Raw genomic sequence first — 23,752 nt, forward strand, 5'->3', positions numbered from 1 at the left:
CGACGGCGGATTTGCCCAGCGTTCGGCACGATGCTGCCGATCCGAGATCACAACCCCTCCCGCGCCATGCCCTTCGTGACATGGGCCCTGATCGCAGCCAACATATTGATTTTCATAAGCTACTGGCCTCTGTTCGATCAGCCGTTCGCCCTGCAGCGCTTCTTCGAAACCTGGGGGCTCGTGCCGGCCCAAAGCACCGCGCAGCCGCTTGGCTTCATCACGTCAATGTTCCTGCACGGGGGTGTGATGCACCTGTTCGGGAACATGCTGTTCCTATGGATCTTCGGCGACAACATGGAAGAGGAAATGGGGCATCTTGGTTTCCTCGCCTTCTATCTCGCCACCGGAATCGCCGCCGCCCTGGGCCAGATCGCGGCCGATCCGGCATCGCAGGTGCCGATGGTCGGCGCATCGGGGGCAATCGCGGGGGTCATGGGGGGATACCTTCTGTTATTCCCGAAGGCGCGGGTCGATGTGCTGATCTTCCTAGTGATCTTCGTGCGGATCATTCCGGTGCCGGCATGGATCGTGCTCGGCTTCTGGTTCGGATCGCAGATCGTCTCGGGCAGCCTCGCCTCCGCCGAACTGGGCGGCGGCGCCTACTGGGCCCATGCGGGCGGATTTCTGGCCGGCGTTGCGCTTTCGCTAAAGGTCTGGCTCAGCCGCGGCGGCGCCGGCTTCTGGCGGCGGACAGAGGGGCACCCGCCCCATGCCGAAGCAAGCTACCGCTATGTCCGGACAAGCGTGCCGCGGGTGCCGCGGCGGCGCTAGGCCCCGCGTCTCAGGTGTTGCGGATGACGGCAGCGAAGCGGTCGAAGATCTGCGCATTCCCTGCGAGGATCGAGCGGGTGTCGGTGATCGACTTGCCCGGTTCGACGGCCTCGATGAAGCCGCCCGCTTCGCGGATCAGGATGATCCCTGCGGCGATATCCCAGATGTTGAGGCCGCGTTCCCAGAAACCTTCGTACCGGCCCGCCGCCACATAGGCGAGATCGAGTGCGGCGGCGCCGAACCGGCGGACGCCGGCGACCTCGGGCATCAGCCGCGCAAGATCCTGAAGCGTGGCGGGAAGATCGGGCCGGCCGCCGAAGGGCACGCCGGTGGCGAAGACGCTTTCGATCATCCGGTTTCTGTCCGAGACGCGCAGGCGCTGGTCGTTGAGCCAGGCGCCCTGCCCCTTTTCGGCAAAGAACATCTCGTCCTTCACCGGGTCGTAGATCACGCCCGAGACGATTTCGCCCTTGAATTCAAGGGCGATGGAGATCGCCCAATGGGGCAGGCCATGCAGAAAGTTCGTGGTGCCGTCGAGGGGATCGACGATCCAGCGGCGGGTGGGATCCTTGCCCTCTTCCGCGTCGCTTTCTTCACCGACCCAGCCGTAATTGGGCCGCGCTTCCATCAGCATTTCGCGGATCGTCTTCTCGGCGGCGATGTCGGCACGGCTGACGAAATCGCCTGCGCCCTTCGACGAGACCTGCAGGTTCTCGACCTCGCGGAAATCCTTCACAAGCCCCCGCGCGGCCTTGCGGGCGGCCTTGAACATGATGTTGAGGTTGGCGGATCCCTGCATTCTCGGCTCCCGGGCGCTCGGCATTCAGAAGCCGGGCGTATAGGCGAGGCGCCGGGGAAAGCCAAGACTGTTCGGGGGATACCCCCGGTATCAGCCGTCGCGGCGGACGCGGCGGCCTTCGAAAACAAGGTAGCGGTCGGTGACGTAGGAAATGAACAACGCCGTGAGAAACCCCCAGACGACCCAGATCGTCGTCAGGATCATCATGCAGAGAACCGCCGCGCTGACGAGAAAGGCATTGGTGTAATTCGGAGCCATTGAACCCTTTCCTAAACGCCCCTCACCAACCCAATCCTAACGCGCCGCGCGCAGTTGAAAAGGCGTTTTGTCGCAGGTCAGCGGGGGGTGTGGCGGTAAACCACGCGGGCCCGGGCGCGACGCGCCTCGACCCGGCGCAGAACGATGTCGGTCAGCGCCGCCGCCATCGCCACGCCGGCGATGCCGCCCAGAAGGAAGATCACGGTTTCCGCGAGAAGAACGGCGGTGATCAGCATCATCATGTGAAAGTCGGTGTCTCGGGACATGGCCACTCTCCCTGTTGGGCTCTATAGGCCCTTAACGCACAAAAGCCTTATAAGTTCGTTGTCTCGCGCGCCGCCTCCAGCGCCTTGGGCAGGGTTTCGGCGATGATCGCGAGATCCTCATCCGTCCCGCAGGTGATGCGAATGCAGCGGTTGCCCGGTGCCGCGAAGGGCATGCGTACGAAGACGTCGCGCGCCACCATCTCGTCGAGCACCGACTTTGCGAAGCGCGCATCGCCCCCGCAGTCGATGGTCACGAAATTGGCCGCAGACGGGATCGCGGACAGGCCGTTTTCGGCAGCGATGCGGGTGATCTCGTCGCGGGCCGCGGCGACCCGGCGGATCACGGAACCAAGCCAGGCTTCGTCGCCCAGCGCGGCGAGCGCGCCGATCTGGCTGATCCGGCTCATGCCGAAATGGTTGCGGATCCGGTCGAAGGCGCGGATCAGGTCGGGATGCCCTACGGCGTATCCGACGCGCAGCCCGGCAAGGCCGTAAGCTTTTGAAAAGGTTCGCATTCTGATGAGACGGCGATCATCGATATCGAGCGGCGGCAAGGTGCCCACCGGCGCGAATTCGGCATAGGCCTCGTCGAGGACGAGAAGCGTGCCGTCGGGCACGGCCGCGATGGCCCCGGTGATGCGGTCGGCCCCGTGCCAGGTGCCCATCGGGTTGTCGGGGTTGCAGAGGTAGACGAGCCTGGCATCCGTTTCGCGGGCGCGGGCCAGCAGCGCGTCGATGTCCTCGCGGTCGTCCATCCCGAAGGGCACCTTGTGGAGCGTGCCGCCGAAGCCCGCCACGTGGTAATTGAAGGTCGGGTAGGCCCCGTCGGAGGTGACGACCGCGTCACCCGGGCCCACGGTCAGACGCGCGACATAGCCCAGAAGCCCGTCGATCCCCTCGCCCACGAGGATCGCCTCGGTCGGGACGCCGAGCCTGTCGGAGAGGCCGGCTTTCAGATCATGGCTTTCGGGATCGCCGTATTTCCAGGCTTCGGCCGCGGCCTCCGCCATCGCATCGATCGCGCGGGGGGACGGGCCGAAGACGCTTTCGTTGGCCCCGACCCGCGCGCGGAAGGGGCGGCCCCGCGCGCGTTCCTGCGTCTCGGGCCCGACGAAGGGCACCGTGGGCGGCAGGCTTTGCACAAGCGGGGTGAGGCGTGGGCCGGTCATAAGAGAAAGTGAAATCAGGATGCGGGGGCCCGCGCAAGATATTCAGTGCGGGGAGCCTTACGGGCGCCTCGATGCCGGACGTGACCGTGATGCGCCGTCGAGACTTGGCGAGGGTGTTGCGCGGGCGGGTCATGGCGATCTCTCCTGAAGCGGGGGAGAGCGTGCCCGACGAGGTTAAGGATTTTCTGACGCCGCCGGGCGGCGGCGTCTTTCAGGCCACTTCTTCCAGCTTTTCAAGGGCTTTGGCGAGGCGGCTGCGTTCGCTTTCCTTCTCTGCCGCAAGCTCCCGCGTTTCTTCCACCACGTCTTCCGGCGCGCTTTCGATGAACTTCGGATTCTTGAGGCGGCCGGTTAAGCCTTTGAGATCCTTGTCGAGTTTTTCCAGCGACTTGGAGAGGCGGGCTTTTTCGGCGGCAACGTCGATGATGTCGGCCAAGGGCAGCGCGTAGGTGCCCCCGTTAACCGTGATCGTTGCCGAACCGCGCGGTGCCTCCGACGCCCCCGTCGTGATCTCTTCGATCCGGGCCAGGCGCTTGATAAGAGGCGCGTTTTTCTCGTAGGCCGCGCGGCCCGCATCGTCGAGCTCAAGCTCGAGCAGCGTGACCTTCAGGCCCGCCGGCACGTTCATCTCGCCCCGGACGCTGCGCACCGCGTCGATCAGGGAGATGACCCACTCGATCTCTGATTCGGCTTTGGGATCAACGGCTTCCGCGGCGGTGTAGAGGGGCCAGTCGGCGTGGACGAGGAGTTTTTCACGCGGTCCCGTTTCGCCCCAGAGCTCTTCGGTAATGAATGGCATGAAGGGGTGGAGCAGGATCAGGCACTGATCGAGCACCCAGCGCATGGTTGTGCGGGTTTCCTGAATGAGTTCAGGATCTTCCGAGGCGAAAAGAGGTTTCGCGAATTCGATATACCAGTCGCAGACCTTGCCCCAGACGAAGGCGTAGAGCGTGTTCGCCGCGTCGTTGAAGCGGAAGGTGTGAAGGGCGCGATCAACATCTTCACGAACGCGCGCCGTCTCGCCGATGATCCATTTGTTGACTGTATGTCTGGCGTACACATCCCGTACACCGCCCGTACACGGACTTTCGCTAAAGACTTCGTTCATCTCTGCAAACCGAAAGGCGTTCCAGAGCTTCGTCGTGAAGTTGCGGTAGCCGGCGATTCTTTGCGTCGAAAGTTTCAGGTCGCGGCCCATGGCGGCCATCGACGCCAGCGTGAAGCGCACCGCGTCCGCGCCGAACTCGTCGACGAGGTCCAGCGGGTCGAGGACGTTGCCGAGGGATTTCGACATCTTCTTGCCCTTCTCGTCGCGGACGAGGGCGTGGACATAGACGGTGTCGAACGGGTGTTTTCCGACCACGGCGTATTGCATCATCATCATTCGGGCGACCCAGAAGAAGATGATGTCGAAGCCGGTGACAAGGACGGAGGTGGGGAAGTATTTCTGGAGTTCCGGCGTGTCCTCGGGCCAGCCGAGGGTGCCGATGGGCCAGAGGCCGGAGGAGAACCAGGTGTCGAGGACGTCGGGGTCGCGATAAAGCGGAACAGAACCGACAAAGTCCCAGTTTTCGGCGCTGTAAAGATCGCTGGCTTCAAAGAAACCAGTGATATTCCAAGTCTCGGGGTAATGCGCCTTGGCTTTGTCGCATGCCTCGTCAAACGACGCGGCGCAGAATGGAACCGGCGCATCGCCATTATGGATGGGAGGCCCATACCACACAGGGATCTGGTGCCCCCACCAGAGCTGGCGGGAGATGCACCAGGGTTCGATGTGTTCGAGCCAGTTGAAATAGACCTTCTTGTCCTGTTCGGGCAGGATCTGAACGGTGCCGTCGCGGACGGCGTCGATGGCGGGGCCGACGATCTTTTCGGCGTCGACGAACCACTGGTCGGTGAGCATGGGCTCGATCACGACCTTGGAGCGGTCGCCGTAGGGGGCCATGATCTTTTTCGCTTCGACGAGGGGGACGCGTGCGAGGTCATGGGTATCGGTGGGGTGAAACCCCACCCTACCGTCATCCGACGCCCCCGTCGCGCCATCCGTAGGGTGGGGTTTCACCCCACCTTTGCCGAGGCGCGGATCGTCCGCGTCGGTCATGACCGCGAGGTCTTCGGACGTGATCTGCTCGACCACGCGCTTCCGCGCCTCGAACCGGTCGAGGCCGCGCAGGTCATCCGGCACAAGGTTAACGGCGTCGCATTCACTTTCCGTTAAGGTGGCTTCGCCCCTGGCAACCTTTAAGGCGAGCGTTGCATCTTCGGCGTAGGAGCGTCCGTCGGCGCGCATCGCGCCTTTCGTGTCCATCAGCCGGTACATCGGAATCTGGTTTCGACTCGCTACTAAATAGTCGTTGAAGTCATGCGCGCCGGTGATCTTCACCGCGCCCGAGCCGAAGGCCGGATCGGGGTAGTCATCCGTGATGATCGGGATCAGGCGGCGGTGTTCCTTCGGGCCCACCGGGATCTCGCAGAGCTTGCCGACGATGGGGGCGTAGCGGGTGTCGGACGGGTGGACGGCGACGGCGCCGTCGCCGAGCATGGTTTCGGGGCGCGTGGTGGCGATAGAGATGTAATCGCGCTCTTCCTCGAAGAGGACGTTACCGTCCTCGTCGCGCTCGACATAGGTGTAGGTGGCGCCGCCCTCGAGCGGGTATTTGAAGTGCCACATGTGGCCGTCGACCTCGATATTCTCGACCTCGAGGTCGGAGATCGCGGTTTCGAAATGCGGATCCCAGTTCACCAGCCGCTTGCCGCGGTAGATGAGGCCCTTTTCGTACATGTCGACGAAGACGCGGATCACCGCGTCGTGGAAGTTCTGGCCGCCGGGCGTGTCGCCCGGATCGCCCGGCGCGCCGGCCATGGTGAAGGCCTCGCGGTCCCAGTCGCACGACGCGCCGAGGCGTTCGAGCTGGGCGCGGATGTTGCCGCGGGATTTCTGTTTCTGTTCCCAGACCAGGGCCAGGAAATCCTCGCGCGAGAAATCGGTGCGGCGGCGGTTGGTTTTGGCAAGCTCGCGTTCGACGACCATCTGCGTGGCGATGCCCGCGTGATCGGTGCCCGGCTGCCATAGCGTGTCGTGCCCCTGCATCCGGTGCCAGCGCACGAGAATATCCTGCAGCGTGTTGTTGAAGGCGTGGCCCATGTGGAGGTTGCCCGTCACGTTGGGCGGGGGGATCATGATCGAGAAGGTTTCGGCCCCAGGCTTTGCATTCGCGCCGGCGGCGAAGGCTTTCGCCTCGTCCCAGGCCGCGCTGATCCGGGGTTCGGCCTCTGTCGCGTCGAAGGTCTTTTCCATCGCTCGTCTCTCTCGTTCACGCCCGGGGGAGATAGCGGAGGGGCGCGGAGAGGAAAAGGGCGGATTGGGGGCGCTGCCCCGCGCCCCGGCGGGGCCGGGGCGCCCCCCGGAGTATTTGCCGCCAAAATGAAGGGCGGGCCGGATCGGGGCGATTGTCGGGAAGGGCCGAACATTCTGTTGCGATTTTGGGGATAGGAAATCGGCGCGGATCGGGTAAGCTGAGCAAACGTTCAAAAATCCAAGGTTGGGGACATCCGGACCGGGCCAGTTTCGCGAACCAGAGAGCCAGCACGAGTGCACCGGGCCGCTCCCTTGCGGGGGCGGCCCGATTTCTTGCCGGCACGCGCGCCTGGCGCGGGCGCCCTAGCCGCGGGGGCCGGGCTTCAGGTGCTTGCGAAGCCGGGAGGGCGTGGATTTCTTCCTGTCCTTGTAGGGGTTCGCATCGGCCTGCGAACGCATCCAGAGGCGGATGGGCGTGCCCGGCATGTCGAAATCCTGGCGGAGCCCGTTCACGAGGAAGCGCGTGTAGCTTTCGGGCAGCTTGTCGGGATGGGAACACATCACGACGAAGCCCGGCGGCCGGGTCTTGGCCTGGGTCATGTAGCGGAGCTTGATGCGGCGGCCGCCCGGCGCGGGGGGCGGATGCGCCTCGACCATGCCGGCGAGCCAGCGGTTGAGTTTCGCCGTGCCGATCCGGCGGTTCCACGTCACGTAGGCGCGTTCGACAGCGGCGCGGAGCCTGTCGAGCCCCTTGCCCGTCTTGGCCGAGACCGTGACGAGGGGCGCGCCGCGAAGCTGCGGCAGGAGGCGTTCGAAGGCCTCGCGGAGGTCGCGGAGCTTTTCCTGCTTGTGCGGTTCGGCATCCCACTTGTTGACCGCGACGACGACCGCCCGGCCTTCGCGTTCGGCAAGGTCGGCGATGCGAAGATCCTGCTGTTCGAAGGGGATCGCGGCGTCGAGGAGGACGATCACGACCTCGGCGAACTTGACCGCGCGGAGGCCGTCAGAGACCGAGAGTTTTTCGAGCTTTTCCTGCACCTTGGCGCGCTTGCGCATACCCGCGGTGTCGAAGATGCGGACCGGGAGCCCTTCCCAGTCGAAATTGACCGAGATCGCGTCGCGGGTGATGCCGGCCTCGGGCCCGGTGAGAAGGCGGTCTTCGCCCAGAAGCCGGTTGACGAGGGTGGACTTGCCCGCGTTGGGGCGGCCCACCACGGCGATCTGGAGGGGTTTCTTTTCCGTGGGCCAGGGGATTTCGGGGGCGTCCTCGTCGCCGTCCCAATCCTCGCCGTCGGGGGAGAGATCGACATCGGTTTCGGGCCGGTCGTCTTCGGCGGCCGCGGCCTCGGCGGCGTCGGCGATGGGACGGAGCACGTTGTAGAGATCGGTGAGCCCCTCGCCATGTTCCGCCGAAAGCCGGATCGGATCGCCGAGCCCGAGGCTCCAGGCCTCGATCAGCCCCGCCTCGCCTGCCCGGCCCTCGGCCTTGTTGGCGGCGAGGATCACGTGGGCGGATTTCTTGCGCAGGATATCGGCGAAGACCTCGTCGGCGGGCAGGACGCCCGCGCGGGCGTCGATCATGAAGAGGCAGATATCGGCCATTTCCACCGCGCGCTCGGTGAGTTTGCGCATGCGGCCCTGGAGGCTTTCGTCGGTGGCCTCCTCAAGCCCGGCGGTGTCGATCACGGTGAAGCGGAGGTCGCCGATCCGGGCCTGGCCTTCACGCAGGTCGCGGGTGACGCCGGGCTGATCGTCGACGAGCGCGAGCTTCCGGCCCACGAGCCGGTTGAAGAGGGTCGACTTGCCGACATTGGGGCGGCCGACGATGGCGAGGGTGAAGCTCACGGGGAGGCACTCCGATTCTCAGAAGCGGGGGTTCTAGCGCGGGAGGGGCGCGGCGGGAAGGGGGTGTGGCAGCGGGGCGCTGCGCCGGGACAGCCGCGACGGCAGTCAGCCTTTCGGCGGAGGCGCCGGGAAGATCATGCAGGTGGTGGAGCCGGTGGCATAAAGCTTGCCGTCTTCGAGGCCGCGCAGCTCTGCCGTGGCGACGCCAGTCGAGCGGCCGCGGTGATCGAGCTGGCCGATGGCCTCGACCTGCATCCCCGGCGGGATCGCGCGGGTGAGGTTCACCTTGTATTCGAGCGTCACATAGGCCTCGCCCGCGGCAAGGCTTGAATGCACCGCGCAGCCCAGCGCGCTGTCGAGGATCGCGCCATACCAGCCGCCATGGACAAGCCCGACCGGGTTCAGCACATCGCCGCCCGGCGTGCCGCGGAAGGTGGCCTTTCCATGCTCCACCGCCACGAGACGGAAGTTCAGGGTGCGGGCGATCGTCGGGCCCGGGTGCTTTCCGTCGATGACGCGGCGAAGGGCGTCGAGCCCCGCGAGAGATCTGAGATCGGTCAAAAAAACGGGTCCGCTTTGGGGTTAACCGCGCGGACCCTAAGTGGTCTCTCAAGGAGCTGCAATGGCCGGTCAGGCGACCTTTTCGAGCGCGACCTCGGGCAGGATGCCGAGGGCGTGGACGACGTCGCGGGTGAGGCCCGGCTTATTCAGGGTGTAGAAGTGGAGGTCTTCGACGCCGCCTTCGATCAGATCCGAGCAAAGCTCGGTGCAGACGGCTGTGGCAAGGAGATCCTCGCGGCCGTCGCGAGTGGCGGTTTCGAATGCGTCGACCAGCCAGCCCGGGATGCTTGCCCCGCAGCGGGCGGCGAATTTCTGAACCCCCGCCCAGTTTTCGATCGGCAGGATGCCCGGGATGATCGGGGCGTCGATGCCGGCGGCCGCGCAGGCATCGCGGAAGCGGAAGAAGGTTTCGGCCTCGAAGAAGAACTGGGTTATGGCGGAGTGCGCGCCCGCGTCGATCTTGCGCTTCAGCCACTCGACATCCGCCGTCCGGTTGGGCGCCTCGGGATGGGGATCGGGATAGGCGCCGACGCGGATGGTGAAATCGCCGGTCTCGGCGAGAGCCGCCACGAGTTCGGTGCTGTCGCGGAAGCCCTGGGGGTGCGGGGTGAAACCCCCGGCCCCTTTCGGCGGATCGCCGCGGAGCGCCACGATTTCGCGCACGCCCGCATCGGCATAGCGGCGTGCGATCTGAAGCGTTTCCTCGCGCGAGGCGTTCACGCAGGTCAGGTGCGCCGCGACGTTCAGCCCGTAATGCCTGCCGATGGTGCCCACCGCGTCATGGGTGAGATCGCGCGTGGTGCCGCCGGCCCCGTAGGTGACGGAGACGAATTGCGGCGCGAGCGGCGCGAGTATGCGCACCGTATCCCAGAGCCGGAACGAGGCCTCGAGCGATTGCGGCGGAAAGAATTCGAAGCTGATCCGAGGAGGGGTGGACGCTTTGGTGGCGGGCATGACTGGTACTCCGGGTGTCGGTAAGCGCTTGTCTCACGGGGGCGCATGTGAGACAAACTCATAATTCTCAAAACGATTATGAGTTTCGCCTCATGCACATCGAATTCCGCCACTTGCGTACGATCCGGGCCATTCACGAGACCGGGGGGCTGGCGCGGGCCGCAGAGCAATTGAACATCACCCAGTCGGCGCTGTCGCACCAGGTGAAGGGGATCGAGGACCAGGTGGGGGTTGAGCTTTTCGTGCGACGGTCGAAACCCCTGAAGCTGTCGGCGGCGGGCAAGCGGCTTCTGGCGCTGGCGGAGCGCATTCTGCCGGAGATCGAGGCGCTTGAACTGGAATTCGAGGGGCTGAAGAGCGGGCGGAGCGGGCGGCTTCACATCGCGATCGAGTGCCATGCCTGTTTCGAGTGGCTGTTTCCGGTGCTCGAGCAGTTCCGCAAGGCCTGGCCGGATGTGGACGTGGATATCCGGCCCGGGCTGGCCTTCGACGCGCTGCCTGCGCTGAGGCGTGAAGAGGTGGATCTTGTCGTATCGTCCGACCCCGAGGCGCTGCCGGATGTCGAGTTCACGCCGCTCTTCGACTATGCGCCCGTCTTCGTGGCCTCGGCCCAGCATCCGCTGGCGGCGAAGGACTATATCGAAGCGGAGGATTTTCGGGGTGAGACACTGATCACCTACCCGGTGGACCGGGCGCGGCTTGATGTGTTCAGCCAGCTACTGATGCCCGCGAAGGTGGAACCCGGTGCGGTGCGGCAGGTGGAACTGACCGCCGTGATCCTGCTTCTGGTGGCCTCGAACCGGGGGGTGGCGGTGCTGCCCGACTGGGTGGTGCGCGAGGTGCGCTACAATTCCGATTACGTGACGCGGCCGCTTACCCGGGACGGAATCACCCGGCGGCTTTACGCCGCGACCCGGGCGGAGGACACGACGAAGCCCTTCATGGCGCATCTGATCCGGCTCGCGCGCACCGAGCCCGTCAAGCTTCAGCGCGCCGGGGAAACGGTGGGGGCGTGAGGCGGGGCCGATGATCGGGCGCGTGGCGACGGTTTTTGCCTTCGCCGTCAACCTGATGCTGGCGGCGATCGTGGCCGGGGCCGCCCTGCCCGGCCAGCACCGGATCCTGATGCCCAAGGCCTATGGCCTGAGCGAGATCGCGCCGCGGGTCTGGACCGATGCGCCGGGCCGCCGGGCGGAGCTTCTGGCGCTGCGGGACCGGGCGAAGGCGCGGGTGGCCGCGTTCTTCGAGGACGCGCCGCCCGATCCGGCGCTGGTTCTCTGTACGACGGAGGCCTGCCGCGAGGCGTTTCGGATCAGGGGCAACGGGCTGTCGATCGCCGATCTTGTGGTGATGGCGGCGCCGGGCGGGCTGACGGAAGGCACGCTGACCCATGAAATGACGCATTCGCGGCTGCACCGGTCGATGGGGCTTTCGAACCTTGTTCGCCCGCCCTATCCGACCTGGTTCGACGAGGGGCTGGCGACCCGTCTGGCCGATCACCCGAAATGGACCGGCACGATCCGTGCGGCGGACCGGGCGCGGGTGCGCGAGGTGCGCCGGTCCTGGCAGCTTCGGCCGGCCTTCGGGGAGCTGGGTGTCGGGCGGACCTATCGCGCCGCGGCGGCCGAAGTTGCGCGGATCGAGCGGCTGGCGGGGCGCGCGGGGCTTCTGGCGCTGATCCGCCGGGCCGAGGCGGGTGAGGATTTCGACCGCGTCCTGAAGGAAGTGACCGGGGAGTGAGGGGGCGTTGCCCCCATCGCCCTGGCGGGCGATTCCCCCAGAGTATTTCGGCCAAAATGAACGGGGCCCGCGCCTCTGGAGCGCGTTGACAGGCCCCGCCGCCCGGGCCGAAGCTTGCCGAAACGGGAGGCCCCCCCATGACCGGAGAGATCGCCTGTTCCGCCGTCTATCCGACGCTTGCGGTGCGGGATGTGGAGGAGAGCTGCGCCTGGTATGTCGAGCGGCTGGGCTTTGCGATGCGGTTTCTCTGGGGCGCGCCGCCGACCCATGGCGCGGTTCTGTTCGGGTCGGCCTGCGTGCATTTCTGGAGCGGGGTGCCGGAGCCCGGGCAGAACTGGCTTTACTTCGACATCACCGGGCTCGAGGCGATGCTTGCGCGGGCGCAGGCGAACGGGGTGACGATCGTGCGGCCCCCGAGACCTATCCCTGGGGGATGCGGGAGTTCAATGCGGTGGACCTGAACGGGTACAACATCCGGTTCGGTGAGTTCGTCGGGGCGGAGGGCTGTGGGCGCGTACCGGCGCGATTTGACCGCGGGTGCCGGCGCACTAATTTCCGGGTTTCAGGCGGGAATTTCTTCCGCCAGAGGTTTGGGTGACATTTACGTGAAACGATTTTTCTCTGCCGCTGCGGCGGTGGTTTGCCTGTCGGCGCCGGCGGCCCATGCGATCACCGTCGATGAGATTTACGTCTTCGGCGACAGCCTGAACGATTGCTGCATCAACCCGGCCGCGCCGTTCACGAACGGGCCGGAAACCTGGCTGGTGGAATTCGCGGCACTGCTCGGGGCGAGTTATGCCGAGAGCACCACATACAACTATGCCACGGGGGGCGCGCAATCGGGCGATTACAACGCGATCGCGCCCGGGGGCGCGCCGCAGCCCAACGGCCTGCAGTCGCAGATCGACCTGTTCGAAGGCGATGCCCCGGCGGTCGATAGCGACGACCTGGCCGTGATCTGGGTGGGGACGAACGACATCTGGGCGTCGTCCTATGACAGCCCGACGCTGTTCGGGATCGAGGGGCTCGATATCGTGAAGCCTCTCGGCGAGGATCCGAGCACGGGCGACCTGACCGATTACATCATCGGGAACCTGCAGGATGCGGTGATCGACCTGCGGGAGGCCGGGTTCGGCACCGTCCTGTTGCTGACGCCCTACGACATCGGGGATTCCGCGCTTGTCGACAGTGCCGGGGGATCGGCGCAGAACACCGCCTATTCCGAGGCGCTGAGCGAGGCGATGCTGGCGCTTTACACCCCTGGAATAGATACCTTCGTGCTGGACACTGTGGCCCTGATCCGGAGCCTGCAGGACGGATCGCCGGAGAACGGGTTCACCGAACTGACGACCGCGCCGTCCTGTACCTTCGGGGAGATCCTGTGCGAGACGCGCACACCGCCGGAGCAGGACAGCTTTATATATTACGACTTCGTGCACCTGACGCGGGCGACGAACCGGGAAGTGGCAATGGCTGCGGCCGACCTTTTGCAGAACGGAACGCCGGTGGCGCCGGTGCCGCTTCCCGCAGGAGGACTGCTGCTTCTGTCGGCGGCGGGCGGGCTTTTGCTGCTGCGCAGGCGCGCGACCTGAGCGGTCGCGCGTCCCGTCAGGGGCGCGACCGCCGGCGGAGGATCATCCACTCGCCGATATTCTCGCGCGTGATGTAGCCGAGGAAAATGCCGCGCGCGTCGGTGACCGCCACGGCGGGCACGGCGGGCTGGGACAGGGCATCCAGTGCATGCTCCAGCGGCTCGTCGAGCCGGAGCGCGGGGATGTCGGTGGCCATGACCGCCGAGACCCGCATCTGGGGCGGATCGTTCTGGACACCGGACGCGATGGCGGCCCGGGTGAGCATCCCGAGAAGCCGGTTGTCGGGGCTCACCACCGGAAACTCCGTCTGCGTCGTCCGCACGAGGGCGCGGGCGGCCGTGTCGAGGCTGTCGCCGGGCGCAAGCGCTTCGAACGAGGTGATCATCGCGTCGCGGGCCGGAACGTCGTGGGTGCGGGCATGGAGGGCGACATCCGAGCTTTCAGCCGCGGCGGCCATGAAGACGAAGACCGCGATCAGAAGCAGAAGCACGTTGCCGGTGGTGAGGCCGAGGAAGCCGAAGAGAAACGCGATGACCTGGCCCGCGCGGGCGGCAATCTGCGTGGCGCGGACCCTGTCGAGCCGTGTGGCGAGCAGCGCGCGAAGGACGCGGCCGCCATCCATCGGGAAGGCCGGGATCATGTTGAAGAGCACGAGAAACAGGTTCACCGCCGCGAGGCGCGAAAGAAAGCCCGTGGCGGGATCTTCGAGAGAGCCCAGGGCCGCGAGTTCCGTGCGGGCGCCGAGGCCGATGGCGAGGATCGCCCAGATCGCCACGTTCACCGCCGGGCCCGCGAGGGCGACGGCGATTTCCTGACCCGGCTTTTCGGGCATGCGTTCGAGCCGGGCCATGCCGCCGATGGGCAGAAGCGTGATGTCGGGCGTGCGGATGCCGAAGCGGCGGGCCATCAGGGCGTGGCCGAACTCATGCGCCACGACGCAGGAGAAGAGTGCGAGGATGAAGGCGATGTTGACGATCGCGGAGGCGGGCCCTTCGGCCATCCATGCAGAGGCGCCGATCCAGGCAATGAGCAGGAAGAAGGTTGCGTGGACGCGCAGTTCGGAGCCGAGGAGCCGGCCAATGGGAAAGGACCATGACATGGTCTGAAGATAGGCGTTCCCGGGCGCGGCCGGAAGATGTGCGGCAGGGGCGCGGCCAATTGCGGCACCGGGCCTTGCGCGGAAGGCCGTTCGGCCCGACACTCCGCCATCGGCCACCACGGGGATGCGCGCATGACGGCTTCGGTTTTCACGGCTTCGCCATCCGAGATGCAGGCGATCGCGGCGGTGATGGACAAGGGGTTTCAAGACGATCCGACCGTCCGCTGGGCCGCGGCGACGCAGGAGGATTTCGAGGCCCTGCACCACCGGTTCGTGGAGATCTGCGCCCGGCCCGCCTTTGCCGTCGGCGGTGTGCATGTGCTTGAGGGTTGCAAGGGGGCGGCGGTGTGGTATCCGCCGGGGGTGGCGCTTGATGTCGGGGCGCTGGAGGCGATTTTCGCGACGGCGTCTCGGCAGGACCGGATCGGCGCGTTCTTCGATCTGCTGGAGGCCTGCGAGCCGTTTCGGCCCAAGCACGACTATTGGGAGCTTGAGCTTCTGGCCGTCGATCCCGCCTGCCAGGGACAGGGGCTTGGCGCGGCGCTTCTGGCGCATGGGCTTGGGATCTGCGATCGCGCGGGGCAGCCCGTTTACCTGGAATCGAGCAATCCCGCGAACCTGTCGATCTATCGGCGGCACGGGTTCGAGTGTCTGGCCGAGGTGCAGTTGCCCGGGACGCCGAAGCGTTTTCCGATGCTGCGGGCGGCGCGGGGCTAGAGGTCGATCCGAAGCGCGGCGGGCGAGCCGACATCGATCCCGCGGGCGGCCCAGTCCTTTGCGATGGCCTGGATGTCCTGCCGGATACGCTTTGCCGTGACCGGGCCAGAGCCATCGCTCGGCGTGACCGGGAGGGATGCGGCGAGCCGGTCGATCATGTGGACGAGGTGATCGCCGCGGGAGAGCGGGTTGCGCAGGACGCTGTAGGTGAAGCGGAGGCCGTCGAAGCGGCCCGGATGGTGATCGACGATCCGGCCGGCCACGAGGGGGAAGAGCCAGATCGGAATGTCCTCGCCGACGTCGCCTAACGCCCGGACGCCGAAGTAATCGCCGATCTGAGAGACCTGCAGGTCGGTGAATTGCGCGAAGTCGAACTGGCGCGGAGGCGGGAAATTCGGGTTCTCGTGGCCGGTGATCGTGAAGAGATCACCGAAGGTCGGGCCCGGACCGTCGAAGAGGAGATCGACGGCGATCTCGCTTTGCGGTGCGAGGGGCGCGCCGGGGGCCATCGGGTATCCCTTTCGCTGCGACGGGCGGATCAGCCGCCCGCAGCCTCCGCGAGAACGCCCGCCGCCGCGTCGAGGCCTCCCGGGGCGAAGGGGATGCCCGCGCCGCGGAGGCCGATTTCGATGGCGCCGAGCGCGCCCATGATCATGTGGGCGTTCACGTGGCCCATGTGGCCGATGCGGAAATAGGCGTCGCTGGCGCGGTCGGTCGGTTCGCCCATGCCGATCCCGAGACCGAGCGTGAGACCCGTCATGCGTTCGACCGTGGCGCGCAGTTCGGCGCCGCGGGTCTCGCCCGCGAGGATCGTGGTGACGGCATGGCTGCGATGGGCCGGGTCGGGGATGTTGAGTTCGAGGGGGCCGCCCTGCCCCCAGGTTTCCACCGCTGCCCAGACCGCGCGGGCAAGGGCCTCGTGGCGGGCCCAGATCGCTTCGATCCCCTCTTCGGCGATCATGCCGAGCGCGGCGCGAAGGCCGTAGAGGTGGTGGGTGGGGGCGGTGCCGTCGAAATAGTTCGGGAACAATCGGGGCGAGACGCGGGGCCGCCAGTCCCAGTAATGGGTGACGCAATCGGCATGGTCGCGGGCGGCATCTGCGCGGTCGTTGAAGAAGACGAAGGCGAGGCCCGGGGGTGTCATCAGCCCTTTCTGGCTTCCGGTGACGACGACATCGACGCCCCATGCATCCATCTCCATCACGTCGCAGCAGAGGCAGGCGATGCTGTCGACCATGAGAAGCGCGGGGTGGCCGGCCGCGTCGAGCGTGCGGCGGATGGCGGCGATATCGTTGCGGACGCTGGTTGAGGTGTCGACCTGGACGGTGAGAACGGCCTTGTAGGCATGGCCCGTGTCGGCGGCGAGCACCTCTGCCAGGCGAGCGGTGTCGACGGGACCACGGGTGCCGAAAGAGAGCATCTCGACCTCGGCGCCGAGCCGTTCGGCCATTTCCGACCAGCCGACGGAGAAGCGGCCGGTGTGGAGGACGAGAACCCTGTCGCCCCGGGAGAGCACATTGGCCAGCGACGCCTCCCACCCCGCGTGCCCGTTGCCGATGTAGATCGCGACGTGATGGCGGGTGCGGGCCACGGATCTGAGCCCGTCGAGGAGGCCCGGCACCATATCGACCAGTTCGCCCTCGTAGATGTTGGGCGCGGCGCGGTGCATTTCGCGTAGCACGCGCTCGGGCATCACGGAGGGCCCTGGGATCGCGAGGTAATCGCGTCCGCTGGCGAGGTTCGGCCTGTTCTTCATGTCGGGTGCCCCACGGCAGTTGCGCTGCCGGAGCTAGCCCGGGCGAAGGGCGCGGTCAATCGGGTGAACTTGTTTCACCGCGGGAGACCCGGTACATCCGGGGGAACGCCCCTTGCGAGCCCGGATTTGACCCCTTCCCCCGACAACACGACCCCGCCCAGCGCCACCGGCCTTATCGGCCGGTTGTGGCGCGGCTACCTGAGGCGGCACTGGCCCTGGCTGGTGCTGGCGACGGGGCTGATGATGATCGAGGGCTCGACGCTCGGCTTTCTGAGCTATGCGCTGGAGCCGATGTTCGACCGGGTTCTGGTGGGCCGCGACGAAAGCATGATCTACGTGATCGGCGGCGCGATCATGGCGCTGTTCGTGATCCGGGCGGCAACAGGGGTCGCGCACCGGGTGATCCTGACGCGGGTGGGCCAGATTTCCGTCACGGACATGCAGAAGGACATGCTGGCGCACATGATGCGGCTGGACAGCCTGTATTTCCATGAGCATCCGCCGGGCGCGCTTCTGGAGCGGGTGCAGGGCGACACGATGCAGGTGCAGACGGTGTGGCAGACGCTGATCCAGGGCGCCGCGCGCGATCTGATTTCGCTTCTGTCGCTCGGTGTCGTGGCCGTTCTGATCGATCCGGTGTGGACGCTCACGGCGCTTGTGGGCTTTCCCCTTCTGATCCTGCCCGCCGCGGCCCTGCAGCGGTATCTGAGGCGGAAGGCGGGATCGATCCGGGAAGCCTCCTACGCCCGGGCGACGCGGCTGTCCGAGATCTTCGGCGGTATGGACACCGTGAAGCTGAACCGGATGGAGGACTATCAGACCCGGCGATTCACCGAGATCGTGGACCGGCTGGTGATCGCGATTGTGAAGACCGCCGGAAGCTCGGCCCTCTTGCCCGGGCTTCTCGATATCGTGGTGGGAGTGGGGTTCTTCGCGGTCCTGGTGCTGGGGGGGCAGGATATCCTGTCGGGCGAGAAGACGGTGGGCGAGTTCATGTCGTTCTTCACCGCAATGGCGCTGGCGTTTCAGCCGATGCGGCGGCTGGCGAACCTTGCGGGCATTCTGCAGACGACGGCGGCGAGCCTCGAGCGGGTGTTCAGCGTGCTCGACACCGCGCCCGGGATCACGAGCCCCGCCGCACCGCGCCCGGTGCCGGAGGCGACCGATATCGCGTTTCGGGACGTTGCCTTCACCTATGGGGACGAGCCGGTTCTGAACGGGCTGAGCTTTACCGCCGAGGCCGGGAAGATGACGGCGCTTGTGGGCCCCTCCGGCGCGGGGAAATCGACGGTATTCCGGCTTCTGACGCGGCTTGTGGAGCCCCAGGCGGGCGAAGTGTGCCTGGGCGGCGCGCCCGTGGAGACGCTGGATCTGGGCGCCTTGCGGGACCGGTTTGCCGTGGTGACGCAGGACGCGCCGATGTTCGATGAAAGCATACGCGAGAACATCGTGCTGGGGCGCCGGGATGTGGACGACGCGCGGCTGAGCGAGATCCTCGAGGAAGCGAACCTGTCGGAATTCGTGGCCGGGCTTGAGGCCGGGTTGGAGACGCGGGCGGGCCCGCGCGGGGCAAACCTGTCCGGCGGGCAGCGGCAGCGGGTAGCGATCGCGCGGGCGTTTCTGAAAGATGCGCCGGTGCTGTTGCTGGACGAGGCGACCTCGGCGCTTGATGCGAAATCGGAAGCCGCGATCCATGCCGCGCTGGCCCGACTGTCGCAGAACCGGACGACGCTGGTGATCGCGCACCGGCTGTCGACGATCCGGGACGCGGACAAGATCGTGGTGATGGAGGCGGGCCGAGCCGTCGACGAGGGCGTGCACGACGAGTTGCTGGCCCATGACGGGCTTTACGCCGCGCTTTACCGGCTTCAGTTCTCGGGCCGCGAGGCGTAGCGGCGGGCGAGTTTCGCCGGATCGGCCCCGAGAAAGAAGCGGACCTGCAGGGCGAGGTTTCGGGTACCGCGGGTTATCCAGCCTTCGGACTGGTAGCGGGCGGGGGAGGTGCGGGCCTCGGCCTCGAGCGGACGGAGGCGGCCTTTCAGCGCGCGGGCGAGCGCCACGTCTTCCATGAGCGGAAGATCGGGGACGCCGCCGATGCTGTCGAGCGTTTTGCGGGAGATCAGGAGGCCCTGATCGCCGAAAGGAAGGCCGAGGACCCGCGCGCGGAGGTTGGCCCAGCCCGCGACGATCCGGCCGGGGGTGCCGCCGTCGCGGAAGGCGAGGCGGAAATGGGCGGCGTGATCGGGGGTCCGGGCGATATGGGCCTCGACCGCGTCGGTCCAGCCCGGGGAAAGTTCGGTATCGGCGTGGAGGAAAAGGAGCCAGTCGCCCCCTGCCCGTTCCGCGCCCCGGGCGAGTTGCGCACCGCGCCCCGGGCGGCCGGTGAGAAGCCGGGCACCGACCTCTTCGGCAATCCGGATGGTGGCGTCGGTGGAGCCGCCATCACTGATCAGAAGCTCGCGGATCAGCCCCGCCTGCAGGCCCGACATGAGGCTTGCGAGCGTGCCGGGCAGGCCCTCGGCGGCATCGAGCGTGGGGATGATGACGGAGAGCGGCGCGCGCATGGATCCTCGTGCGACAGATGGCGCCGGGCGCCGTTCGCCCCTATATACGCCGGACGTCGGGCTGCGAGGAAGAGAGCGATATGGGTGAGCGCAGGGTTCTGGAGATCGGGGGGCCGGAGCGGCGGCATTTCCTGCAAGGACTGGTCACGAATGACGTGCCGAAGGCGCCCGGGCGGCTGGTTTACGCCGCGCTGCTGACGCCGCAGGGGAAGTTTCTGGCCGATTTCTTTTTGCAGGAGACCGGCGACGCGATCCTCCTCGATGTCGATGCTGGGCTGGCCGAGGGGCTGATGCGGCGGCTGATGATGTACAAGCTTCGCGCCGACGTGACGGTTGCGGAGAGCGATCTGAAGGTGTTTCGCGGGACAGGCGAGGCGCCCGAGGGGGCGCTGGCCGATCCGCGGCACGCGGGGCTGGGCTGGCGCCTTTACGGCGCGCGGGCCGGAGATGACGGCACCGACTGGGATGCGCTGAGGGTGGCGCACGGGGTGCCGGAGACCGGCATCGAGCTTCAGCCCGACGACACCTATATCCTGGAAGCCGGCTTCGAGCGGCTTCACGGGGTCGATTTCAAAAAAGGCTGTTACGTCGGCCAGGAAGTGACCGCGCGGATGAAGCACAAGACGGAGCTTCGGAAGGGGTTTGCCGTGGTGGAGGTCGAGGGCGACGCGCCGGTCGGAACCGAGATCACGGCGGACGGGAAGCCCGTGGGCACGCTTTACACGCAGGCCGCGGGCCGGGGGATCGCCTATCTGCGGTTCGACCGGGCCGGGGCGGAGATGACGGCCGGAGAGGCGCGCGTCACCTATCCGGCGTGAGGTTTCGGACGCTTCTTGGACGCGATGTTCGCCATGTGACACCGCTGGGCGGGGGGAGCCTGTCGGAGGTGTTTGCCGTCTGGCTCGCCGATGGCCGGGAGGTGGTTGTGAAGCTGGCACCGGGCGCGGAGGCGGAGGCGCGGATGCTGGCGGCGATCGGGGCGGCAGGATGTGCGGCGCCTGAGGTTCTTTCGGCGGAAGACGGTATCCTCGTGATGTCGCGGCTCGAGGCGGGCGGCGCGGGCGATGCGCGCAGTTGGCGGGAGGCCGGGGCAGCGGTGGCGCGGCTTCATGCCGCCCGGGGCGCGGGCTATGGCTGGCCCGAGGATCATGCCTTCGGCGACGTGGCGATCCCGAACGGTGCGGCAGAGGACTGGCCCGGGTTCTGGGGCGCGCGGCGGCTGATGGCCGCGCCCGAGGCCCTGCCGGTGGAGGTGGCGCGTCGGCTCGAAAAGCTGTGCCGGGCCCTGCCGGGGCGCCTGCCGGCCACGCCGCCGCCAGCGCTTCTGCACGGGGATCTCTGGTCGGGAAACGTGCTGTTCGGGCCGGAAGGGTTCAGCGGAGTGATCGATCCCGCCTGCTATCATGGGGATGGCGAGGTGGATCTGGCGATGCTGACGCTGTTCGGGAGGCCGCCGGCGGCATTCTTCGAAGGTTACGGGGCGCTGCCCCCCGGCTGGGAGGCGCGGCGGACGATCTATCAGCTTTGGCCCGCGCTGGTGCACCTTCGGCTTTTCGGAGCCGGATACCGGGGGATGGTCGAGCGTCTTCTGGACGCGGCGGGGGTGTGACCCCGAACCCGACCCTGTGCTCGCCTCGGCGCCTTGCGGCGCCGATCCGCCGGGGGCGCTGCCCCCGCCTCCCTGACGGTCGGCCCCCCGGAGTATTTCGGCCAAAATGAAGGGGCTACCCCCTGCCCCGACAGCCGGGTCGGACGATCAGGCGCGCTCGGAATATTCCATGGTTTCGGTGTTCACGACGATCGCCTCGCCCTCGCCCACGAAAGGCGGGATCATGACGCGGACACCGTTGTCGAGCACCGCCGGCTTGAAGCTGTTCGCCGCCGTCTGGCCCTTCACCACCGGTTCGGTTTCGGACACCGTGCAGGTGACTTTCTGAGGCAGCGTCGCGTTCAGCGCCTCGCTGTCGTAGAATTCGACCGTGATCGTCATGCCGTCCTGCAGAAACGGGCGGCGATCGCCCAGAAGCTCTGCCGGAAGCTCGATCTGTTCGTAGGTTTCGGTATCCATGAAGACGAGGTTGCCGTCCGTCTCGTAGAGGAACTGCTGATCCTTCTGTTCGAGGCGTACGCGTTCCACCTTGTCGGCGGAGCGGAATCTTTCGTTCAGTTTGGAACCGTTCCGCAGGTTGCGGAGTTCCACCTGCGCAAAGGCACCGCCTTTGCCGGGTTTGACGTGGTCGACTTTGACGGCAGCCCAGAGGCCGCCGTTATGTTCAAGCACGTTTCCGGGACGGATCTCGTTTCCGTTGATCTTCGGCATGTGTCAAATCCATGACAAAAGGTTGAAGGAAGGTTGACGGGAGCTATATCTGCGCAGTGGACGGCTGGCAACTCCACAATATCCTGTGTTTGTGCGCGTAAGAGTTATGCGGCTAATGCATGAGAGCTATGCAAAAGCAGGGTAGTCGAATCAGCGCTAACACGGCATAAGGGACGCCACGCCGAAAAGACAAGAGCAACAAGTTCGGGATAACACATGGTCGATTTCGTAGATGGCACCGCATTCAACAATGAGCAGGGCAACCGTGCGCGCAAACTTTTTGCAGCCGTCGTCCTGGCCGCGCTGGATGATGCGATTGCCGACGACAAGAAATACGGCAATGGACCGGAGCAGATCGCGCGCTGGGCGCGGTCGCGCGACGGGCGTGAGGTGCTGACCTGTGCTGGGATCGACCCCAACGAGCGGGTCGTCTCGGGGCTGATGGATTTCGTGTCCAAGGGTGTGCGCACCTCGGTGGCGCTGAGCCGCGAGGAAAGCGAGCGCCGTCAGGCCGCGGAACAGGCGCGCGCCGCCTGAGCCCAACCATTGCGGTTTTTCATGCGTGGCGCGCCCGAACCGGGCGCGCTTTCGCTTTTCAGGGCGGCCGCTTCAGAAGACCAGGCGCCAGATGAAGAAGGGCGCAACCTGAAGCGCACCGATCCCGAGAAACACCCATTTCCAGAGTGAGGCGCGAAAGCGCCAGAGGAGAAGCGCGGTCAGGAGTGCGACCGCCGCGACCTCGATCATGCCCACGACGTCGCCGCCCCGCGCGCTTTCCCAGTAGCTGATCGGGCTTTCGAAGCGCCAGGTTGTGAGCGGCCAGAAATGCATGCGTGCATCGTGGTTGTGGAGCGGGAAATCGAAGGCGAGGTGAAGAAGTGCGGCCCCGGTGAGGGCGACAGCCCAGCGCGACCGGCGCCACAGCGCGAGCGCGAGGCCCGTGCCCCAGAGGATGAAGCTGTTGTCGATGGCGAAAATGCCCTGCCAGGCCTCGGAATAGTAAAGCTGGCGAAACACGACATCGGGCGGCGTTTCGAGGATGATGAGGTGCCAGCCCGCGAGGCAATAGAGCGAGGCATCGGGCAGAAGCGCGCCGATCAGGGCGGCGAGGGTGATGCGGGTGTGGCCGGGGCGGGCAAAGGCCGCCGCACCGAAGATCAGATGGGCGGGCGTGTTCAGAGGCGCGCCTAGTTGAAGTCGCGCGTCATGATCGCGCGGTGGATCTCGCGCCGGACGAGTTTGCGGACGTTGCGGGTGATTCTTTCGCCCAGCTCGCCCTGAAGCTCCTGGCGGACGATCTCTGCCACGATGTCGCGCAGCATCTCTTCGTCGATAATGCTTTCCTCGACGAGATCGGGCGCAGCGGTTTCGTCCGTTGATGTATCCTGCGTGGGCGCGACGGCCTCGACCGCGGGTTCGGGACGGGCCGGCTCGTCGGGCCGGTCGGTACGAAAGCGCAGCGTGGCTGACGCGGGATCGGGCGCGGCCTCGATGATCGGGGCCTCCGGAGCCGCCGGGGCATCCTTCGGTTCATCGGTGAGGATTGTCGCATCCTCGATCTCATCTTCCGGCGGGCGATAGCCGAACGGGAAACGGCGCGGGGTTTCTGTGTCGATCTCCTCGCTGCCGTCGGGTTCCCAGGAGCCGTCGTCGCTGACGGCCTTTTCGAGTTCGGCGATGCGCTGTTCGAGCGTGATCCGCTCTGCCGTCAGAGTGCGTGTGGTCACGCGGGGCCGGCGGCGGGGCGGAAGCTCGGGCGCGGGATCGGCATCGGTTTCGTCGACGCGGAGGGCGGGCGTGAGAAGCAGACGTTCGGCGCGCTCTTCTTCCGGTGACGGATGGGGCGCTTCGACCGGTTCCGGCGCGCGCACGGAAGGATCCGCCATGGAGCGGGTCACGATACGCCGAACGGTGGACAGGACTGCGTCTGCCTCGGGATGCGGTTTGTTCTCCGACATATCCAGACTCACTTACGCCCCTCACGACATACGGTAGTACGAGTACCAGGTTCACACAACCACTCGTCGTGTGACAGGTCTTGCG

At 66.5% G+C, this 23,752-nt stretch carries 26 protein-coding genes; 11 read left to right on the forward strand and 15 right to left on the reverse strand.

What is annotated here, in order from left to right; translation table 11 throughout:
- The first annotated feature begins 30 nt into the window (after positions 1-30).
- A complete protein-coding gene (locus RXV90_RS16145; RefSeq protein ID WP_316649903.1) occupies positions 31-771 on the forward strand; it encodes a rhomboid family intramembrane serine protease in 741 nt (246 codons plus the stop codon).
- Positions 772-781: 10 nt separating this feature from the next.
- On the opposite strand, the gene RXV90_RS16150 is transcribed toward RXV90_RS16145, so the two are convergent.
- The 8 genes from RXV90_RS16150 to metF all read right to left on the reverse strand — a co-directional run bounded on the left by RXV90_RS16150 (position 782) and on the right by metF (position 9,921).
- Positions 782-1,570, reverse strand: coding sequence for an inositol monophosphatase family protein (locus RXV90_RS16150; protein WP_316649904.1), 789 nt, complete (start codon positions 1,568-1,570; stop codon positions 782-784).
- A 90-nt stretch (positions 1,571-1,660) separates the two neighbouring features.
- Positions 1,661-1,828: a hypothetical protein gene (locus tag RXV90_RS16155; protein WP_316649905.1), complete on the reverse strand. Its 168-nt coding sequence runs from the start codon at positions 1,826-1,828 to the stop codon at positions 1,661-1,663.
- A gap of 77 nt (positions 1,829-1,905) precedes the next feature.
- The gene (locus RXV90_RS16160; RefSeq protein ID WP_316649907.1) at positions 1,906-2,094 is read right to left on the reverse strand and encodes a hypothetical protein; all 189 of its coding nucleotides are present in this window, start codon (positions 2,092-2,094) and stop codon (positions 1,906-1,908) included.
- Between the two features lie 47 nt (positions 2,095-2,141).
- Entirely contained in the window at positions 2,142-3,263 is a 1,122-nt protein-coding gene (locus tag RXV90_RS16165; protein ID WP_316649909.1) for a pyridoxal phosphate-dependent aminotransferase, read from the reverse strand.
- 211 nt (positions 3,264-3,474) lie between these two features.
- Positions 3,475-6,561: a valine--tRNA ligase gene (locus RXV90_RS16170; RefSeq protein ID WP_316649911.1), complete on the reverse strand. Its 3,087-nt coding sequence runs from the start codon at positions 6,559-6,561 to the stop codon at positions 3,475-3,477.
- A 363-nt stretch (positions 6,562-6,924) separates the two neighbouring features.
- On the reverse strand, positions 6,925-8,406 hold the full coding sequence (gene der / locus RXV90_RS16175) for a ribosome biogenesis GTPase Der (RefSeq protein WP_316649912.1): 1,482 nt from the start codon (positions 8,404-8,406) through the stop codon (positions 6,925-6,927).
- Positions 8,407-8,511: 105 nt separating this feature from the next.
- Complete coding sequence (locus RXV90_RS16180; RefSeq protein ID WP_316649913.1) at positions 8,512-8,967, reverse strand: PaaI family thioesterase; 456 nt, start codon at positions 8,965-8,967, stop codon at positions 8,512-8,514.
- A 69-nt stretch (positions 8,968-9,036) separates the two neighbouring features.
- Complete coding sequence (gene metF, locus RXV90_RS16185) at positions 9,037-9,921, reverse strand: methylenetetrahydrofolate reductase [NAD(P)H] (protein ID WP_316649914.1); 885 nt, start codon at positions 9,919-9,921, stop codon at positions 9,037-9,039.
- Positions 9,922-10,013: 92 nt separating this feature from the next.
- Between metF and RXV90_RS16190 the strand changes: the two genes are divergently transcribed.
- The 4 genes from RXV90_RS16190 to RXV90_RS16205 all read left to right on the forward strand — a co-directional run bounded on the left by RXV90_RS16190 (position 10,014) and on the right by RXV90_RS16205 (position 13,253).
- Entirely contained in the window at positions 10,014-10,937 is a 924-nt protein-coding gene (locus tag RXV90_RS16190; RefSeq protein WP_316649915.1) for a LysR substrate-binding domain-containing protein, read from the forward strand.
- Between the two features lie 10 nt (positions 10,938-10,947).
- Positions 10,948-11,661: a hypothetical protein gene (locus RXV90_RS16195; protein ID WP_316649916.1), complete on the forward strand. Its 714-nt coding sequence runs from the start codon at positions 10,948-10,950 to the stop codon at positions 11,659-11,661.
- A gap of 137 nt (positions 11,662-11,798) precedes the next feature.
- Positions 11,799-12,122, forward strand: a complete 324-nt coding sequence (locus tag RXV90_RS16200) for a VOC family protein (RefSeq protein WP_316649917.1) — start codon at positions 11,799-11,801, stop codon at positions 12,120-12,122.
- Between the two features lie 144 nt (positions 12,123-12,266).
- The gene (locus RXV90_RS16205; protein WP_316649918.1) at positions 12,267-13,253 is read left to right on the forward strand and encodes a GDSL-type esterase/lipase family protein; all 987 of its coding nucleotides are present in this window, start codon (positions 12,267-12,269) and stop codon (positions 13,251-13,253) included.
- A gap of 16 nt (positions 13,254-13,269) precedes the next feature.
- Here the strand turns inward: RXV90_RS16205 and RXV90_RS16210 are convergent, their stop codons facing one another.
- Positions 13,270-14,352 carry a site-2 protease family protein gene (locus RXV90_RS16210; RefSeq protein WP_316649952.1) on the reverse strand — a complete coding sequence of 361 codons (1,083 nt, stop codon included), beginning with the start codon at positions 14,350-14,352 and terminating at the stop codon, positions 13,270-13,272.
- A 132-nt stretch (positions 14,353-14,484) separates the two neighbouring features.
- On the opposite strand from RXV90_RS16210, the gene RXV90_RS16215 reads away from it, so the two are divergent.
- Positions 14,485-15,069, forward strand: coding sequence for a GNAT family N-acetyltransferase (locus RXV90_RS16215; protein WP_316649919.1), 585 nt, complete (start codon positions 14,485-14,487; stop codon positions 15,067-15,069).
- Here RXV90_RS16215 and RXV90_RS16220 read toward each other — a convergent pair.
- Both RXV90_RS16220 and RXV90_RS16225 read right to left on the reverse strand, forming a co-directional pair.
- On the reverse strand, positions 15,066-15,578 hold the full coding sequence (locus RXV90_RS16220; RefSeq protein WP_316649920.1) for a hypothetical protein: 513 nt from the start codon (positions 15,576-15,578) through the stop codon (positions 15,066-15,068). The genes RXV90_RS16215 and RXV90_RS16220 overlap by 4 nt on opposite strands.
- A 29-nt stretch (positions 15,579-15,607) precedes the next feature.
- Positions 15,608-16,825 carry a pyridoxal-phosphate-dependent aminotransferase family protein gene (locus RXV90_RS16225; protein WP_316649921.1) on the reverse strand — a complete coding sequence of 406 codons (1,218 nt, stop codon included), beginning with the start codon at positions 16,823-16,825 and terminating at the stop codon, positions 15,608-15,610.
- Between the two features lie 126 nt (positions 16,826-16,951).
- Here RXV90_RS16225 and RXV90_RS16230 point away from each other — a divergent pair, with 126 nt between their 5' ends.
- Complete coding sequence (locus RXV90_RS16230; RefSeq protein WP_316649922.1) at positions 16,952-18,718, forward strand: ABC transporter ATP-binding protein; 1,767 nt, start codon at positions 16,952-16,954, stop codon at positions 18,716-18,718.
- On the opposite strand, the gene RXV90_RS16235 is transcribed toward RXV90_RS16230, so the two are convergent.
- Positions 18,694-19,389 (reverse strand): TIGR04283 family arsenosugar biosynthesis glycosyltransferase, encoded by a 696-nt coding sequence (locus RXV90_RS16235; protein WP_316649923.1) that lies wholly within the window; start codon positions 19,387-19,389, stop codon positions 18,694-18,696. The genes RXV90_RS16230 and RXV90_RS16235 overlap by 25 nt on opposite strands.
- 80 nt (positions 19,390-19,469) lie before the next feature.
- Here RXV90_RS16235 and ygfZ point away from each other — a divergent pair, with 80 nt between their 5' ends.
- A complete protein-coding gene (gene ygfZ / locus RXV90_RS16240; protein ID WP_316649924.1) occupies positions 19,470-20,207 on the forward strand; it encodes a CAF17-like 4Fe-4S cluster assembly/insertion protein YgfZ in 738 nt (245 codons plus the stop codon).
- On the forward strand, positions 20,204-20,998 hold the full coding sequence (locus RXV90_RS16245) for a fructosamine kinase family protein (protein ID WP_316649925.1): 795 nt from the start codon (positions 20,204-20,206) through the stop codon (positions 20,996-20,998). The genes ygfZ and RXV90_RS16245 overlap by 4 nt, the downstream gene beginning before the upstream one ends.
- 147 nt (positions 20,999-21,145) lie before the next feature.
- On the opposite strand, the gene efp is transcribed toward RXV90_RS16245, so the two are convergent.
- Positions 21,146-21,709, reverse strand: coding sequence for an elongation factor P (gene efp / locus RXV90_RS16250; RefSeq protein WP_316649926.1), 564 nt, complete (start codon positions 21,707-21,709; stop codon positions 21,146-21,148).
- 216 nt (positions 21,710-21,925) lie between these two features.
- On the opposite strand from efp, the gene RXV90_RS16255 reads away from it, so the two are divergent.
- Complete coding sequence (locus RXV90_RS16255; protein ID WP_316649927.1) at positions 21,926-22,246, forward strand: DUF6280 family protein; 321 nt, start codon at positions 21,926-21,928, stop codon at positions 22,244-22,246.
- Between the two features lie 72 nt (positions 22,247-22,318).
- On the opposite strand, the gene RXV90_RS16260 is transcribed toward RXV90_RS16255, so the two are convergent.
- On the reverse strand, positions 22,319-22,726 hold the full coding sequence (locus RXV90_RS16260) for a cobalamin biosynthesis protein CobQ (protein ID WP_316649928.1): 408 nt from the start codon (positions 22,724-22,726) through the stop codon (positions 22,319-22,321).
- Between the two features lie 30 nt (positions 22,727-22,756).
- Between RXV90_RS16260 and RXV90_RS16265 the strand changes: the two genes are divergently transcribed.
- Positions 22,757-22,900, forward strand: a complete 144-nt coding sequence (locus RXV90_RS16265) for a hypothetical protein (RefSeq protein WP_316649929.1) — start codon at positions 22,757-22,759, stop codon at positions 22,898-22,900.
- Here RXV90_RS16265 and RXV90_RS16270 read toward each other — a convergent pair.
- Positions 22,897-23,667: a hypothetical protein gene (locus RXV90_RS16270; protein WP_316649930.1), complete on the reverse strand. Its 771-nt coding sequence runs from the start codon at positions 23,665-23,667 to the stop codon at positions 22,897-22,899. The genes RXV90_RS16265 and RXV90_RS16270 overlap by 4 nt on opposite strands.
- Positions 23,668-23,752: the final 85 nt, after the last annotated feature.

Source organism: Ovoidimarina sediminis, assembly GCF_032586175.1.
Classification (GTDB): domain Bacteria; phylum Pseudomonadota; class Alphaproteobacteria; order Rhodobacterales; family Rhodobacteraceae; genus Ovoidimarina; species Ovoidimarina sediminis.

Coding starts and splice junctions, on each gene's coding strand:
- RXV90_RS16165 (WP_316649909.1), bottom strand. CDS start 3,263: ATGACCGGCCCACGCCTCACCCCGCTTGTGCAAAGCCTGCCGCCCACG.
- RXV90_RS16270 (WP_316649930.1), bottom strand. CDS start 23,667: ATGTCGGAGAACAAACCGCATCCCGAGGCAGACGCAGTCCTGTCCACC.
- RXV90_RS16235 (WP_316649923.1), bottom strand. CDS start 19,389: ATGCGCGCGCCGCTCTCCGTCATCATCCCCACGCTCGATGCCGCCGAG.
- RXV90_RS16220 (WP_316649920.1), bottom strand. CDS start 15,578: ATGGCCCCCGGCGCGCCCCTCGCACCGCAAAGCGAGATCGCCGTCGAT.
- RXV90_RS16160 (WP_316649907.1), bottom strand. CDS start 2,094: ATGTCCCGAGACACCGACTTTCACATGATGATGCTGATCACCGCCGTT.
- RXV90_RS16200 (WP_316649917.1), top strand. CDS start 11,799: ATGACCGGAGAGATCGCCTGTTCCGCCGTCTATCCGACGCTTGCGGTG.
- ygfZ (WP_316649924.1), top strand. CDS start 19,470: ATGGGTGAGCGCAGGGTTCTGGAGATCGGGGGGCCGGAGCGGCGGCAT.
- RXV90_RS16225 (WP_316649921.1), bottom strand. CDS start 16,825: ATGAAGAACAGGCCGAACCTCGCCAGCGGACGCGATTACCTCGCGATC.
- RXV90_RS16255 (WP_316649927.1), top strand. CDS start 21,926: ATGGTCGATTTCGTAGATGGCACCGCATTCAACAATGAGCAGGGCAAC.
- RXV90_RS16170 (WP_316649911.1), bottom strand. CDS start 6,561: ATGGAAAAGACCTTCGACGCGACAGAGGCCGAACCCCGGATCAGCGCG.
- RXV90_RS16190 (WP_316649915.1), top strand. CDS start 10,014: ATGCACATCGAATTCCGCCACTTGCGTACGATCCGGGCCATTCACGAG.
- RXV90_RS16145 (WP_316649903.1), top strand. CDS start 31: ATGCTGCCGATCCGAGATCACAACCCCTCCCGCGCCATGCCCTTCGTG.
- efp (WP_316649926.1), bottom strand. CDS start 21,709: ATGCCGAAGATCAACGGAAACGAGATCCGTCCCGGAAACGTGCTTGAA.
- RXV90_RS16195 (WP_316649916.1), top strand. CDS start 10,948: ATGATCGGGCGCGTGGCGACGGTTTTTGCCTTCGCCGTCAACCTGATG.
- metF (WP_316649914.1), bottom strand. CDS start 9,921: ATGCCCGCCACCAAAGCGTCCACCCCTCCTCGGATCAGCTTCGAATTC.
- RXV90_RS16150 (WP_316649904.1), bottom strand. CDS start 1,570: ATGCAGGGATCCGCCAACCTCAACATCATGTTCAAGGCCGCCCGCAAG.
- RXV90_RS16155 (WP_316649905.1), bottom strand. CDS start 1,828: ATGGCTCCGAATTACACCAATGCCTTTCTCGTCAGCGCGGCGGTTCTC.
- RXV90_RS16215 (WP_316649919.1), top strand. CDS start 14,485: ATGACGGCTTCGGTTTTCACGGCTTCGCCATCCGAGATGCAGGCGATC.
- RXV90_RS16210 (WP_316649952.1), bottom strand. CDS start 14,352: ATGTCATGGTCCTTTCCCATTGGCCGGCTCCTCGGCTCCGAACTGCGC.